The organism is Streptomyces sp. URMC 129, assembly GCF_051386415.1.
Taxonomy (GTDB): domain Bacteria; phylum Actinomycetota; class Actinomycetes; order Streptomycetales; family Streptomycetaceae; genus Streptomyces.
This window is the reverse complement of the sequence record NZ_JBPQTQ010000008.1, coordinates 17,375-31,712: the sequence shown is the minus strand read 5'-3', so window position 1 is coordinate 31,712 and position 14,338 is coordinate 17,375. Positions and strand designations below refer to the sequence as shown.

The 14,338-nt window shown below is 75.9% G+C and carries 12 protein-coding genes; 4 read left to right on the top strand and 8 right to left on the bottom strand.

The features are described from left to right. Nucleotides 1-4 precede the first annotated feature (4 nt). On the bottom strand, nt 5-1,072 hold the full coding sequence (locus ACSNOC_RS03235) for a LacI family DNA-binding transcriptional regulator (protein ID WP_436745664.1): 1,068 nt from the start codon (nt 1,070-1,072) through the stop codon (nt 5-7). Between the two features lie 134 nt (nt 1,073-1,206). On the opposite strand from ACSNOC_RS03235, the gene argF reads away from it, so the two are divergent. The 3 genes from argF to ACSNOC_RS03220 all read left to right on the top strand — a co-directional run bounded on the left by argF (nt 1,207) and on the right by ACSNOC_RS03220 (nt 4,518). Next, nucleotides 1,207-2,205: an ornithine carbamoyltransferase gene (argF, locus tag ACSNOC_RS03230; RefSeq protein ID WP_436745663.1), complete on the top strand. Its 999-nt coding sequence runs from the start codon at nt 1,207-1,209 to the stop codon at nt 2,203-2,205. A gap of 127 nt (nt 2,206-2,332) precedes the next feature. Then, complete coding sequence (chrA, locus tag ACSNOC_RS03225) at nt 2,333-3,541, top strand: chromate efflux transporter (RefSeq protein WP_436745662.1); 1,209 nt, start codon at nt 2,333-2,335, stop codon at nt 3,539-3,541. Nucleotides 3,542-3,870: 329 nt separating this feature from the next. Beyond that, nucleotides 3,871-4,518 carry a fascin domain-containing protein gene (locus tag ACSNOC_RS03220; RefSeq protein ID WP_436745661.1) on the top strand — a complete coding sequence of 216 codons (648 nt, stop codon included), beginning with the start codon at nt 3,871-3,873 and terminating at the stop codon, nt 4,516-4,518. Nucleotides 4,519-4,543: 25 nt separating this feature from the next. On the opposite strand, the gene ACSNOC_RS03215 is transcribed toward ACSNOC_RS03220, so the two are convergent. The 3 genes from ACSNOC_RS03215 to ACSNOC_RS03205 form a co-directional block, all read right to left on the bottom strand. Next, on the bottom strand, nt 4,544-5,062 hold the full coding sequence (locus tag ACSNOC_RS03215; protein ID WP_436745660.1) for an isochorismatase family protein: 519 nt from the start codon (nt 5,060-5,062) through the stop codon (nt 4,544-4,546). Nucleotides 5,063-5,184: 122 nt separating this feature from the next. Next, complete coding sequence (locus ACSNOC_RS03210) at nt 5,185-5,862, bottom strand: TetR family transcriptional regulator (protein WP_436745659.1); 678 nt, start codon at nt 5,860-5,862, stop codon at nt 5,185-5,187. A 29-nt stretch (nt 5,863-5,891) separates the two neighbouring features. Further along, on the bottom strand, nt 5,892-7,349 hold the full coding sequence (locus ACSNOC_RS03205; protein ID WP_436745658.1) for an MFS transporter: 1,458 nt from the start codon (nt 7,347-7,349) through the stop codon (nt 5,892-5,894). 167 nt (nt 7,350-7,516) lie between these two features. On the opposite strand from ACSNOC_RS03205, the gene ACSNOC_RS03200 reads away from it, so the two are divergent. Continuing rightward, a complete protein-coding gene (locus tag ACSNOC_RS03200) occupies nt 7,517-7,792 on the top strand; it encodes a hypothetical protein (RefSeq protein WP_436745657.1) in 276 nt (91 codons plus the stop codon). Between the two features lie 230 nt (nt 7,793-8,022). On the opposite strand, the gene ACSNOC_RS03195 is transcribed toward ACSNOC_RS03200, so the two are convergent. The 4 genes from ACSNOC_RS03195 to ACSNOC_RS03180 form a co-directional block, all read right to left on the bottom strand. Continuing rightward, nucleotides 8,023-8,994, bottom strand: a complete 972-nt coding sequence (locus ACSNOC_RS03195; RefSeq protein WP_436745656.1) for a carbon-nitrogen hydrolase family protein — start codon at nt 8,992-8,994, stop codon at nt 8,023-8,025. 565 nt (nt 8,995-9,559) lie between these two features. Continuing rightward, nucleotides 9,560-10,444, bottom strand: a complete 885-nt coding sequence (gene mmuM / locus ACSNOC_RS03190) for a homocysteine S-methyltransferase (RefSeq protein WP_436745655.1) — start codon at nt 10,442-10,444, stop codon at nt 9,560-9,562. A gap of 49 nt (nt 10,445-10,493) precedes the next feature. Next, a complete protein-coding gene (locus tag ACSNOC_RS03185; RefSeq protein ID WP_436745654.1) occupies nt 10,494-11,417 on the bottom strand; it encodes an LLM class F420-dependent oxidoreductase in 924 nt (307 codons plus the stop codon). A 40-nt stretch (nt 11,418-11,457) separates the two neighbouring features. Beyond that, nucleotides 11,458-14,283 carry a BTAD domain-containing putative transcriptional regulator gene (locus tag ACSNOC_RS03180; protein WP_436745653.1) on the bottom strand — a complete coding sequence of 942 codons (2,826 nt, stop codon included), beginning with the start codon at nt 14,281-14,283 and terminating at the stop codon, nt 11,458-11,460. Nucleotides 14,284-14,338: the final 55 nt, after the last annotated feature.

The following is a 14,338-nucleotide window of genomic DNA, read 5'->3' as shown; positions in this document are numbered from 1 at the left end:
CGGGTCAGCCGGTCGAGTGCCGGACGGTGAGGCGGGGCACGAGCGCCATCCGCTGCGGGGGCGGCGCGTCGGCCGGGTCCCGCTCGTGGGCCGGGTCCGTCAGGCGGTCGAGCAGGAGGTGGGCGGCGGCCTCGCCCACCGCGTGGCGGGGCGGGGCCACGGCGGTCAGCGGGACGTCGGCCAGCGCCGCCAGGCCGTCCTCGTAGGCGATCAGCGCGAAGTCCTCCGGCACCCGGAGGCCGCGCTGCCGCAGCCGTTGCAGCACGCCGAGCGCCACCTGGTCGTCGTGGACCAGGGCGGCTCGCAGCCCGTGCCGGTCGCGGTCCTCGCAGAGCCGGTCCACCGCCTTCTCGATGGCGGCCGGGGCGCCGTCCCGGCCGAGCGTCACCGGGCGCGGCCCGCCGTCGAGTCCGCAGGCGGCGATCCCGGCGGCGTACCCCTCGGCCACCTGCGGCGCGGTCGGGTCGTCGCGCAGCACCAGGGCGACGCGGCGGTGCCCGAGGGCGGCGAGGTGCCGGACGGCGTGGGCCGCGCCGCGCACGTGGTCCGAGCGGACCGAGTCCAGCGCGTCCAGCGGGCTGCCGGGCGGCGTCGCCCGGTCCACGAGCACGGTGGGCACGCCGGTGGCGGTCAGCCGCTTCGCCTCGCCGGGCGGGGGCGTCCCGTCGGGCCAGGCGGGCACCAGCAGCAGGCCCTGGGCCCCGGTCTCCAGCAGCCTGGCGACCTGGCGGGCGTCCTCGTCCGGGTCGTGGTGGGAGAGGCCGACGACCAGCCGCCCGTCGCGCGCGCCCACCGCCTCCTGGACGCCGCGCACCAGCTCCGCGAAGTACCGCTCGGGGCCGGGGACCACCATGCCGAGCACCGGCACGGTCCTGACCGCCTCGGCGCCGGGCCACACGACCGCGCCGTGCAGCCGCCGCAACCGCCCCTGGGCGGCCAGCGCCTCGACGTCGCGGCGAACGGTGACGGGCGAGACGCCCAGCTCACGGGCGAGGTCCGCGACGCGCAAGCTGCCCCGGGAGCGCACGAGTTCGAGAACGCGCCCGTGCCGCTGGTCCACATGCGTCCGCATGCCGGTGCCCCCTCCTTCGCCGGTCCCCGCGAGGATCACCGTACCTCCGGTGGCCGATCTCCACCCTTGCATAATCATGTAGGATGACGTATACAATTTCAGACCATCCCGAGCGACGCACCTACGGAGCCGCCATGGCGACAGAGCTCACGGGCCGCCACTTTCTCAAGGAGCTCGACTTCACCCCCGAGGAGTTCCGCTCCCTGACCGATCTGGCGGCCACGCTGAAGGCCGCCAAGCGGGACGGCACGGAGGTCCGCCGCCTGGCGGGGAAGAACATCGCGCTGATCTTCGAGAAGAGCTCGACGCGCACCCGCTGCGCGTTCGAGGTGGCCGCCGCCGACCAGGGTGCCGCCACCACCTATCTCGACCCGGCCGGCTCCCACCTCGGGTACAAGGAGTCGACGCGGGACACCGCCCGCGTGCTGGGCCGGATGTTCGACGCCATCCAGTACCGGGGCAGCGCCCAGCGGACCGTCGAGGAGCTGGCCGCCCACGCCGGGGTCCCGGTCTACAACGGCCTGACCGACGACTGGCACCCCACCCAGATGCTGGCCGACGTGCTCACCATGACCGAGCACAGCGCCAAGCCGCTGGAGTGGATCGCCTTCGCCTACCTCGGCGACGCCCGCAACAACATGGGGAACTCGTACCTGGTCACCGGCGCGCTGCTCGGCATGGACGTGCGGATCGTCGCGCCCGAGTCGCTGTGGCCGGAGCCGTCGGTGCGCGCCGAGGCCGCCCGGCTCGCCGCCGGGACCGGCGCCCGGATCACCCTCACCGAGGACGTGGCCGAGGGGGTGCGCGGCGCGGACTTCGTGGCCACCGACGTCTGGGTCTCGCTGGGCGAGCCCAAGGAGGTGTGGGACGAGCGGATCGCGCTGCTGAAGCCGTACGCCGTGGGCATGGACGTGCTGCGCGCGACCGGCAACCCGGACGTGCGGTTCCTGCACTGCCTGCCCGCCTTCCACGACCTCGGCACGCGGGTGGGCCGCGAGATCCACGCCACGCACGGGCTGGACTCCCTCGAAGTCACCGACGAGGTCTTCGAGTCGCCGCACTCGGTCGTCTTCGACCAGGCGGAGAACCGGCTGCACACCATCAAGGCGCTGATGGTCGCCACGCTCGGCTGACCGTGTCGGGGGCCGGGGTCCGGTCCGCGCCATCGGGCGTTCACCGGACGGGGATAGGGTCGCGGGCGTCGTGACGTCCCGCGCGCCTCCCCCGTCCCGTGCGCCCCGACCGCCCCAGGAGTCTGTCGTGTCCCAGCCCCGGCCCGCCGTGCCGCTCAGCACCGTCGCCAGGGAGTGGGGCCGGATCGGGATGCTCGGGTTCGGCGGGCCGCCCACCCACATCGCGCTGCTGCGGGAGCTGTGCGTGCGGCGCGAGAAGTGGTTCTCCGCGCGCGACTTCGAGGACGGCATCGCGGCGACCAACCTGCTGCCGGGACCGGCCTCGACCCAGCTCGCGATCCTCACCGCGTGGTGGCTGCGCGGCGCGTGGGGCGCGCTGGTGGGCGGCTTCTGCTTCATCGTGCCGGGGCTGCTCCTGATCCTGGCGCTGGCCGCGCTCTTCCTCGCCGGGGACCCGCCGGGCTGGGTCAACGGCGCGGCGGCGGGGGCCGGTTCGGCCGTGGCGGCGGTGGCGGCGCAGGCGGGGACGGCGATGGTGCCGGACAGCCTGCGGCGCGCGACGGGCCGTGCCGCGCGGGCGCGGTGGGCGTGCTACCTGACCGCGGGCGGGGTCGCGGCCGTGCTGCTCGGGCCGTGGCTGGTGCTGGTGCTGCTCGGCGCCGGGCTGGCCGAGCTGGCGGTCGGCGGGGTGCGGCGGGCCCGCGCGGCCGGGTCCCCCGCGCCCGCCGGGGCGCGCGAACAGCGCGGCGGCGGCGTCCGGTTGTGGGCGCTGCTCGCGGCGCTGCCGGTCACCGCGGCGGCGGCCTCGCTCTCGGCGCTGACGTGGGTGGCCTTCAAGGTCGGCGCGCTCTCCTACGGCGGCGGGTTCGTGATCATCCCGCTGATGCGGTCGGACGCGGTGGACGGCCACGGCTGGATGACCGACGGCGAGTTCCTCAACGCGGTGGCGCTCGGGCAGATCACGCCGGGGCCCGTGGTCCAGACGGTGGCGGTCGTCGGCTGGGCGGCGGGCGGTCTCGGCGGCGGACTCCTGGCCGCGGCCGTCGCGTTCGGGCCGTCGTTCCTGCTGATCGCCCTGGGCGCCGGGCACTTCGAGCGGATCCGCTCGGCGCCCGCCGTGCAGGCGTTCTTCAGCGGCGCGGGCCCCGCCGTGATCGGCGCCATCTGCGGCTCGGCGGTGCCGCTCGCGCTGGCTCTGGAGCACGCCTGGCAGTTCGCCGTGCTGGGCCTGGCGGCCGTGGCGCTGCTGGCGCTGCGCCGGGGCGTGGTCGGCACCCTGCTGGCCTGCGGCGGGCTCGGGATCGCGGCGGCCCTCGCGGGCTGGGCGGTGGTCTGAGCCGCCCGGCCGGCGGCCGGGCACCTTTCGCGGGGAACCGGACACGCTCCGTCAGCCCGCGCCCTACACTGACCCCCGTGCGCGGTGCCGTCACCCGGGGCGGCCGGTCCGACCAACCGGCCCCGGGCGTGCGTCCGGTGTCACCGCGGGCGACGGGGGCCGTGGGGGGCCAGGAGGCTTCCGTTCGTCGCCGACGCGCCCGTGACCGCCGCCCTTCCGGCGGCGCGCGGGCCGGTGTCTCGCGCCACGACCATCGCGCGGCGCCTGTCCGGCCGCCTCACCGGGCCGTCGTCCGCCGCGACGCGACGACGACCGAAGGACGACTGACTGTGACACCGAATGTGACGCGCAGGAGCGTGTTCGCCCTGCCCCTGGGCGGCCTGCTGGCGGCCTCCGCCACGGGAACGGCGGTGGCGGGCACCGGCCGGGGGACCGCCGCCGGCGGGCGGCCCGCGCCGGCCGGCTGGACCCTGGTCCGGGGCCCGGGGCTGGGGACGCGCACCGGCGGCGTCACCACCCTGGCGGTGGACAACACCGAGGGACCGTACCGGCTGCGGTCCGTGCGGAACGGCCGGTACGTCTCGACGGAGGTGAACTACCCGTCGCCGTACACCGGTCTGCTGCGGGCCCGGTCCGAGGCCGCGAGCGGCTCGTGGGAGAAGTTCTGGTTCGACTGGGAGAACGCCTCGGAGTCCTACGCCCTCCGCTCGGCCGCCAACGGCCGGTACGTGACCGTGGAGAAGAGCTGGACGGGCACCGACCAGGCGCTGCTGCGGGCCAGGTCGAGCGGCATCGGCGGGTGGGAACGGTTCGCCGTGTGGTTCAACGACGCCACCGGGCACTACGTCCTCCAGGCGCGGACCAACGGCCTCTTCGTGGCCATGGAGAACGGCTACACCGGATCCCGGCAGTACGCCCTGCGGGCCCGGTCCGCGGACCCGGACGGCACCGGGCAGGCGTTCGACATCCTGGCCTGACCGGGCCCCGCCGTCCGCGCGCCGGTCATCCCCCGGCGCCGGTCACGGACTTCTCGAACCGCACGGCCTCCGGGTCCGCGACCGTGACCCCGGCCGCCCGCAGCTCCGCCTCCGTCTCGCGCGGCACCCGCGCCTCGTACGTCCCGTGCGCGCCGCGCACCAGCACCACCCGGTGTCCCCGGTCCAGCGCGGCGCGCGCCGTGGCCCGCACGCCGAACTCGCTCTGCAGGCCCGCCACCACGATCCCGGAACCGGCCGGGATCAGCGATGCCAGCCGGGTCCCGGCAAAGGCGTCGGGCTCCCGCTTGTCGACGACGGGCTCGCCGTCGCGCGTCTCGTGGACCAACTCCCAGCCGGGGGTGCCGGGTTCGTCGGGATCGCCGACCGCCCCGCAGTTGCGGAGGTGGACGACGAGGGAGCCGGCCGCGCGGGCCCGGTCCAGGAGGTCGCCGATCGCGGCGGAGACCGCCTCCGCGCCCAGCACGGGGGCGGGCGGCAACAGCATGTTCTTCTGCACGTCCAGGAGAAGCAGCACCGAGGCCATCCGCGCAGCGTAACAACCGGGTGTGACGTCCGGATCACGGGGCAGGTCCCCGGCGGTGTACGGGCCGCAGGCAGCCGTGGAGCCCGGACACTCCACGACAGCACCACATGGGTGGCGGCACGTCAGTCAGCCTCGGTCTCCGCGTCGTCCTCAACCGGTCCCGCGTGCCACATGCTCTTCAACTCGGTCCAGCTCGGGGCCGGTCCGGGCAGCGGCCGGGGGGCGGGCGCGCGCAGCCCGTCGAGCAGCAGGTCCACGTACCGCCGGTGCAGCTGCTCGATCCGCTCGGTCGTGGCCGGCAGGCGCGCGTTGAGGTGGTCGAGGCTGAGCATCACGTCCCCGACGGTCACGTCGTCGCGCAACGCGCCCGCCGCCTGGGCCCGTTGGACCAGGGCGTCCACCGCGACCCGCAGCCGCTCGGCGGCGGCGTCGATCTCCGGGGTGGCCGCGAGCCGGCCGCCGACGATCGAGAGCATGCCGCCGTCGTTGTCCGGCCGCAGGGCCCGGCGCATGAACTGCGCGAACGCTTCCCAGGGATCGGGGAGCGCGCCCGTCTCCTCGGCCAGTTCGGTGAGCCGGGCCATGCCCACGAGCTGGATGCGCCGGACCAGGTCCTCCTTGCTGCCGTAGCGGCGGTACAGGCTGCCCATGCCGATCCCGGCCCGGCGGGCGATCAGCGAGACCGGGGCGTCCCAGCCGACGTCGGCGAAGACCTGCCGCGCGGCTCGCAGGAGCCGTTCGTCGTTGCGGCCGGCCTCCTTCTGTCGTCCCCTCGGGGGCCTGGGGGGCTCGGTGCGCATGGGTGACTCCGACTCCGCTCGTCCATCCGTCAGTGGGTGGCCGCCCCCTGCGGCCGGGACGGCGTGGCCGTGGGCGCCGGTCCCGAACGGTAGGCGCGGGGACGCAGCACGGCGACGAGAACGATACCGACCGCGCCCAGCGCCGCGGCGAGCCAGAATCCCGAGGTGAACGCGCTCTCGGAGGGAATGCCGGTGTCCGCGATCGTCCTGGCCTCCAGCAGGGCGGCGGCGGCCTGGCTGCCGATGGCGCTGCCGACGGTGCGGACGACCGTGTTGAGGCCGTTGCCCGCGGCCAGCTCCTGGCGGGGCACGATGGACGCCACCAGGTCGGCCAGGGCGGCGAAGCCGAAGCCCGATCCGGCGCCCACCAGGCAGAAGAGCGCGGCGAGTTCGAAGGTGCCGCCGTGCCACAGGGCGGTCGTCACCGCGCCGGCCGTCATGAGGATCATCGCGGCGAACAGCGGCGCCCGCGGCCCGAACCGGGCCTGGAGCGGGGCCGTGGCGCCGCCGGCGGCCATGGTGCACACGGAGGCGGGGAGCAGCAGCAGGCCGGACTCGACCACCGAGTGGCCCTGTCCGTACTCCGCAATCTCACCGGGCATCTGGAGCAGGAGCGGCAGCAGCACGTAGAAGAAGAACGGCACGACGCCGAGGAGCAGCGACGCGAGATTGGTGACCAGCATCGGCGGGTGGGCGAAGAGCCGCAGGTCCACCAGCGGGTCGGCCTGCCGGTTCTCCACGACGACCAGGACGGCGAAGAGCGCGAGCGAGCCGGCGAAGAGGCCGAGCAGGCCGGGCGAGGTCCAGCCCCACGCGTCGCCCTGCGTGATGCCGAGCAGGAGCAGCGACAGGGCGCCCGCCAGCAGGACCGCGCCGAGCACGTCCACGCCCCGGTCGGCGGCGCCCGGACGGCGCGGGGTCTCCGGCACGAACCGCATGACGAGCGCGGCGGCCACGACGATCAGCACGGCCTCGAAGCCGAACATCCAGCGCCAGGAGAAGTCCTCGATGATGAGGCCGCCGACGAGGAGGCCGAGGCCCGCGCCGCCGCCGAGCATGGCGGCGGTGACGCCGAAGCTGGCGGCGATCCGCTCCGGGGGCATGGACTCGCGGATGATCGCCAGGGCGAGCGGCAGCATCGCCATGCTGACGCCCTCCGCCGCGCGCATGGCGATCAGGGTCTCGACGTTGGGCGCCGCCGCGGCGCCTGCCGTGCTCGCCAGGAAGGCGAGCAGCGTGACGAGCAGCATCCGGCGGTGTCCGAAGCGGTCGCCGAGGGCGCTGATCACGGGGGTGAGGACGGCGGAGCCCAGCAGGAAGGCGGTGATCAGCCAGGCCGCCGTGCCGGTGTCCGTCTCCAGCTTCTCGGTCAGCACCGGCAGCGCCGGGACGACCATCGTCTGCATGAGCGTGTAGGAGCCGACCGAGACCAGCAATGCGGCCAGGAGCGCGTTGGGGCGGGCGCGGTGGGCGACGGAGGTTGTCATGTACCGATGCTATCGGAGCGGAGCGCTCCGGTCCAATGCCCTCGGGGCGGGAGCCCGTGGGGCGGCGGGCACCGGGGCTGCCGCCCGCACGCCTCGGTGGGTGACCGCCGGATGCGGGACCCGCGGCGGCGGCTGTCGCCCGACGCGCCGCGACGTCCGCGGCTCGGGTGACACCCGGTGGCGGACGGGCCGTACCGCGACGCGGCGACCTGGCCGGTCTCCTCGACGCGCCCGGCATCCGGCGGACGGCGGTCGGCAGCTCGCCGTCCGGCGGCGCGGGCGCGCTGAAGCCGGCCGCTCGGTGGCCGGACCGGATCGCCGCGCCGGCCCTGCTGAGCACGAGAGCGCCCGGCCACCGGCCGGGCGACGCGCCGCGCGCGCTGGGCGAAGGGAGAACGTGCTGCGGACGGCACGGCGACACCCGGGCAATGGCGCGGCGCTGATGCGACGCCGGGCGTTCGGCGTCCCGATGGCGGCCCGGGGCATCGCGGGGGCCCGACGCCCCCATCAATCCGGCCCGCGTCACCGCGCCGACGCTCGCCGTCGCGGGCGCCCGCGACCCGCCCGACGTCCGCGCGGTCGCCGCCGGGCTGCCCGCGCGTCCTGCCGGACGCCGGGAACCGGCCCGGTCCCCTGCCCGCCCCGGCCGAAACGGCCGGGGCGCCAACGCGGCCTACCGGCGCGGCGGGCGCCCGTCCCGGCGGACGCGGGTGAACGGCTCGCGCGGCGGGCCGCCGTCGGTCAGCCGCCCGTACGCGGACGGCCGGCGGAACGCGTCGCCCCACGTCTCGCGGCGGCGGTAGGCGCGCAGCGCGCCGAGGTCGAACACCGCCGGGTACACGCCGGGGTGTTCGCCCGCCTCCACGCACAGCGTGTCGCGATAGTCGCCGTCCTCGTCGAACGGCATGCCGTCGAAGGCGACCGAGTGACCCCAGCCCGGGCCCGCGTAGTTGGCCATCGCCACACCGACCGTGTTCTCGTAGGCGCGGGTGCGGAACTGGGCGATGCGGTGCTGTTCGAGGTCGCAGGCGTTCGGGGTGAGGATCAGCTCGGCGCCCGCCAGCATCAGGGCGCGGGCGCTCTCGGGGAACTCCCGGTCGTAGCAGATCATCGCGCCGACCTCGACGTCACCCACGGCCGTGTCCAGGGTGGCGACCCCGAAGGAGTCGCCCGGCTCCAGCGTGGACTCGGACCAGGCGAAGGCGCAGGTGTGCACCTTGGCCTGGGTGAGGACCAGGTCGCCGTGGCGGTCGATGAGGGAGACGGTGTTGCGCGGTGGCCCGTCCCGGCGTTCCAGGTAGGTCAGGGCGACGGCCATGTCCAGCCCTGCCGCCAGCGTGCGGAAGTGGGTGACGAACGGCGAGTCCCGGTCGACGGGTTCGCCGTGCCACGCGTCGCGGTGGCCGGGGACCTCGACCGGCTCCTCGTCCTCCCACAACTCCGGGTGGCGGTAGACGTTCTCCTCGGCCTGCTCGGGGGTGGCGGCCGAGGCGTAGCCGTTGCTCCACATCTCGGGGAAGAGGGCGATGTCGGCGCCCAGCGCCTTGGCGCGGCGGCAGGCGGCCTCGCCCGCCTCCCGGTTGGCGTCGAGGTCATGGCCCGGACGGTCGAGCTGGAGCAGCGCGACGGTCAGGAACGTACTCAACGGGGATGGCTCCTTCGTGTATTGCCTTCTGCGGAAACGTGGTTCACGAAGGAGCCTTCGGCGGTCCCCTGACGCAGGGCGGTCGTCACAGCACGCGACCACCGTACTCCGGCCGATCCGTAGGGACCGCGCGACCGGCGACAACGCGGGGAGGCTGCTGTGCCGGTGCGCGGATCCGTCCGGAGGCTCCGGGACCTCTGCCCTGCACAGCGGAGGTATCGGTGCCTGTCGGGAGTCTGCCGGAACATCGCCCGAAATCCAGCAGCACCCGGACAGTTTCGGTCGCGTTGCGTATCCCCTCAGCTACCAACCGGTGAAGATTCAAGTTCGTGGCAGAGGCTGCCACCTGGCTGCTTGGCCTCCGCACTGCACGCGTACCGGACGAATCGACACGCCCGCAACACGGCTGAATCTAGCGGTTTTTCGGCGCCATCGACATGGATGAGCTGGTCAGAGACATATGCCAGGGCCTCCTTCAGGACACCCGATCACCTGCGCGCACGCTATCAACCAGCCCGCCTTCGTGGGCTACTTCACACAGAAGACCACCGGCCACTTCCCGCCGTCATCCCGCGGGCCCCGCCGCCAGCGCCGCGGCGACCGCCGCGATGTGCTCCGGACCCACCCGGCAGCAGCCGCCGATCAGCCGCGCGCCCGCCGCGCGCCAGGCGACGGCCGCGCCCGGCGCGTACGTGCCGGGACCGCGCCAGCGGCCCGCCGCCGGGTCCCACTCCTCGCCGCTGTTCGGGTACGCCACCACCGGCTTGCCGGTGACCTCGGCCGCCAGCGCCACCGCGTCCGCGACCTCGGCCGGGGAACAGCAGTTGACCCCCGCGGCGATCACCTGCGGCTCGTCCGCCGCCACCGCGAACGCCTCGGCCAGCGGCTGCCCGGCGCGCGTGCGACCGCCGGCCACGGTGTACGACAGCCACACCGGGATCCCGCAGCCGCGCGCGGCGCGCAGCAGCGCCTCCGCCTCCGTCACGTCGGGCACGGTCTCCAGCGCCAGCACATCGGGCCCGGCCGCGGCCAGCGCCGCCACCCGGGGCCGGTGGAACCGGGCCAGCTCCGCGACGCCCAGCCCGTACCGCCCCCGGTACTCGCTGCCGTCGGCCAGCACCGCGCCGTACGGGCCGACCGAGGCGGCGACCCACTCCGCGCCCGCCTCGCGGGCCAGCCGCACGCTGTCCCCGAACAGCCGCGCCGCCGCCGCCCGTCCGACGCCCCGGCGGGCGAAGCCCTCGAACGACGCCTGGTAGCTGGCGGTGATCACCACCCGCGCCCCGGCCCGCACGTAGGCGGCGTGGGCCGCCCGCACCTGCCCCTGGTCCTCGGCCAGCAGCCGGGCCGTCCACAGCGGGCCCGACACGTCGCAGCCCTGGGCCGCGAGCTGGTTGGACAGGCCCCCGTCGAGGACGAGGGTCCGGTGGTCCAGCGGCGGCGCGCTCACCGCCGCACCCGCCGCACCGTGGTGTCCCCGCGCACCGCCGCCTCGCCCCTCACCGCACCCGGGACAGGACCCGGTCGGCGATCAGCTCCAGGTGGTCGAGATCGTCCAGATCCAGGATCTGGAGGTAGATCCGGGACGAGCCGGTCTCGGCGTAGCGCCCGATCTTCTCCACGACCTCCTCGGGCGAACCGGCCAGACCGTTCCGCTTCAGCTCCTCCACCTCGCGGCCGATGGCCCCGGCGCGGCGGGCGACCTCGGCGTCGTCCCGGCCGACGCAGGCGACGAGCGCGTTCGAGCAGATGATGTCGCCGGGCTTCCGGCCGGCCTCCTCGGCGGCCCGGCGCACCCTGTCGAACTGGGCGGCGCTGTCCTCGGCCGAGGCGAACGGCGCGTTGAACTCGTCGGCGTAGCGGGCCGCCAGGCGCGGGGTGCGCTCCTTGCCCATGCCGCCGAGCAGCACCGGCACCCGCCGCTGCGCGGGCTTGGGCAGTGCCGGGGAGTCGGTGAGCCGGTAGTGGGCGCCCTCGTAGGAGAACGTCTCCCCGACCGGCGTCTCCCACAGCCCGGTCACGATGGCGAGCTGCTCCTCCAGCCGGGGGAACTTCTCGCGGGGGAACGGGATCCCGTACGCGCTGTGCTCCGCCGCGAACCACCCGGCGCCCAGGCCGAGTTCGACCCGGCCGCCGGACATCGCGTCCACCTGCGCGACCTGGATGGCCAGCACCCCCGGCAGCCGGAACGTGGCGGCCGTCATCAGCGTGCCGAGCCGGATGCGGCTGGTCTCCCGGGCGAGCCCGGCGAGGGTGATCCAGGCGTCGGTGGGTCCGGGCAGCCCGTCCACCCCGCCCATCTTGAGGTAGTGGTCGGACCGGAAGAACGCGTCGAACCCCAGCTCCTCGGTAGCCCTGGCGACGGAGAGAAGGGTGTCGTAGGTCGCGCCCTGCTGCGGTTCGGTGAAGATACGGAGATCCATGGCCCCATTCTCCGCCCGCCGCACCGGGGCACGCGGCTTCTCACATCGCGTACTTCTCGTCGACGCGCACCCGCAGGTGACTGTTCTCCCGGCTGTTCAGGTCCCGCAGGACCGCCTGAGCCCGCGTCTCCTCGGCCCGCGCCGCCTCCTCGCGGCCGAGCCCGCGCAGCGCCGCCGCCAGCCAGGTGCGGTGCTGCGCCACCACGAACGGGTCGAAGGGCTGCTCGGCGGCATGGCTCAGCGCCCGGCCCGACCAGCGCGCCGCCTCCTCGAACTCCCCGGTCTCCAGGTGGTATTCGGCCAGCACCCCGGCGGCGATGGTCCGCTCGTACGGCAGCGGCGCCGACTCGTAGTTCCGGCTCAGCAGCTCGTGCGCCTTCGCGTGGTGGCCGAGGAACAGGTGGCACCGGGCGAGGTTGTTGACGAGCTGCGGGCGGAACTCCTCGATGCCCGCCGCCCGCACCTCGGCCAGCGTCCGCTCCGCCACCTCCACCGCCTCCGCCAGCTTCCCCGCGGACCCCAGGCACGGCACCAGGTTGAGCGTCATCGCCAGGGCCTCCGCCCGCTCCCCCACGGACCGGCACAGCGCGATGCCCCGGTGCAGCAGCTCGACTCCCCTGATCCCGTCGCCCTGTTGCCCGGCCGCCTTGCCCAACTGCCCGTACGCCACCGCCTGCGCGAAGCGGTCCCCGCGCCGCTCCCCGACCTGGAGCGTGATCTCGCACAACCGCCGCTGCCCCCGCCAGCTCAGCCGGGTCCCGAAGTAGGTCTCCAGCGCCCGCACGCTCTCCAGCGCGAACGCCGACAGCGGCCGTCCGGCCAGCTCCTCCCCCGCGTCGTACTCGGGCGCCGCCAGCTGCCGCGCCAGCGCGATCACGTCCTCCAGCACCTCGTCCACCCACGGCAGCGACTCGTCCACCGACGTGAACCGCCGCCCCCGCGGGAAGCGGCCGGCGCCCGCCCGGTACCGCCCGCGGTAGTGCTCCGGCAGCGCCAGCGGCTCGTTCACCCGGTACAGCGAGCCCAGATACCAGCGGGCCAGCTCCGCCAGCCGTCCCGTCGCCCGCTCCCGGGGCAGCCGCGCGGCCTGCCACGCCGCCGCGGACCGCACCAGATCGTGCAGCGTGTACACGCCGGGCCGCGGACTGCCCGCGATCTGCGCGTCCGTCAGCCGGTCCAGCGCCCGCCGCGCCTCCCCCGCCGGGCAGCCGACGAGCGCGGCCACCGCCCCCGGGCTGTAGGAGCGCACCGCCGCCGCGCCCAGCAGCGGGAACATCCCGGCCGCGAGCCGGTGGTCCGGCTCGGTGCCCGCCGCGAGCTGGTCGATGCTCACCATCAGGCTGGCCCGCACGTCCAGGTCGTCCGCCGTCAGCTCGTCCGTCCGCCGCCGCTCGTCCGCCAGCACGGCCGTCCACTCCGCCACCCGCCGGCACGGGCGGGCGGCCATCCGGGTGGCGACGATCCGCAGCGCCAGCGGCAGCCGCCCGCACAGCGTCACCAGCTCCTCCCACTCGCGCCGCGTCCCGCGCTCCGCCGCCCCGCCCGCGATCGCCCGCACGAACGTCACGGCCTCCGCCACGGTCAGCGCCGCCAGGCGGAGACGGTGCCCGGGCCCGATCCCCGTGAGCGGGGTCCGGCTGGTCACCAGGGCCGCCGAGCCGGGCCCGGCCGGCAGCAGCGGCGCCACCTGCCCGGCGTCCAGCGCGTTGTCGAGCAGGAGCAGCACCCGCCGGCCCGCGAGCTGCTCCCGGTAGAACGCCCCGGCCGCCGCCGGGTCCCGCGGCAGCTCGCTGCCCGGCGTGCCCAGGGCGGCCAGCAGCAGCAGCCGCGCCTCGTGCGCGTCCAGCGGCGGATCGCGCGGGTCGGCGCCGCGCAGATCGACGTGGAGCAGGCCGTCGGGGAACCGGTCCGCCACCTCACGGGCCGCGCGCACCGCCAGCGTCGACTTGCCGACCCCGCCCGGCCCGTCGATCAGGCAGACGGCGGGCCCGGCCACCGCGTGGGTCAGCCAGCCCCGGATCCGGCCCAGCTCCCGTCCGCGCGCGACGAACGTGGCGGTGCCCGGCGGGAACGCGGCGGTCGGCCCGGACGGCTCCCGCCGGGCGGGGCCCGCGCGGCGCACGGCCGGCGCCGCCGGCCGGGGATCGGCCCGCAGCACCGCCCGCTCCAGATCGCGCAGCTCGGGGCTCGGCCCGGCACCGGCCGCGGCCAGCCGCGCGCAGGCGTTCCGGTAGGCCGTCAGCGCCTCGGCGGTCCGGCCGCAGCGGTGGCGGGCGATCACCGCCTGCCGGATGAGGCGCTCCCGCAGCGGGTGGGCGCCGCTCTCCGCCGCCACGTCGTCCACCACCGCGGCGTGCTCGCCCAGCGCCAGCAGCAGGTCGAAACGCTCCTCCACGGCGACGAGCCGCAGCTCCGCCAGCCGCGGCTGTTCCCGGGCGCGCAGCGGGCACTCCGCCAGATCGGCCAGCGGCGCCCCGCGCCACAGCCCCAGCGCCTCGTCCAGCAGGCCCACGGCCCGGCCCGGCGCCCGCGCCGCCAGCTCGCGCGCGAGCCGCAGCGCGTCCTGGAACCGCCCGAGGTCGGTCTCCTCCCGGCCGGCCCGCAGCAGATAGCCGCCGGGCACCTCGCGGATCCGCCCGCCGGGCACCACCGCGATCAGCCCGGCCACGCCGTCGCGCAGCGCCTGCCCCGCGCCGGCGGACGGCTCGCCGCCCCACACCTGTGCGGCCAGCTCACCGGCCGGAACGGCCCGCCCGGCCCGCAGCGCGAGCGCCGAGAGGACGGCGCGCGGCCCGGGGGCGGTCACCGGCAGCGGCGTGCCGTCGTCCGCGAGCACGTGCAGAGGACCGAGGAGCCGGATGTCCAAGGGGAACTCCCAACCGACACGACGCCGGCACACGCCGGGCAGCGTGCCCCGGTTC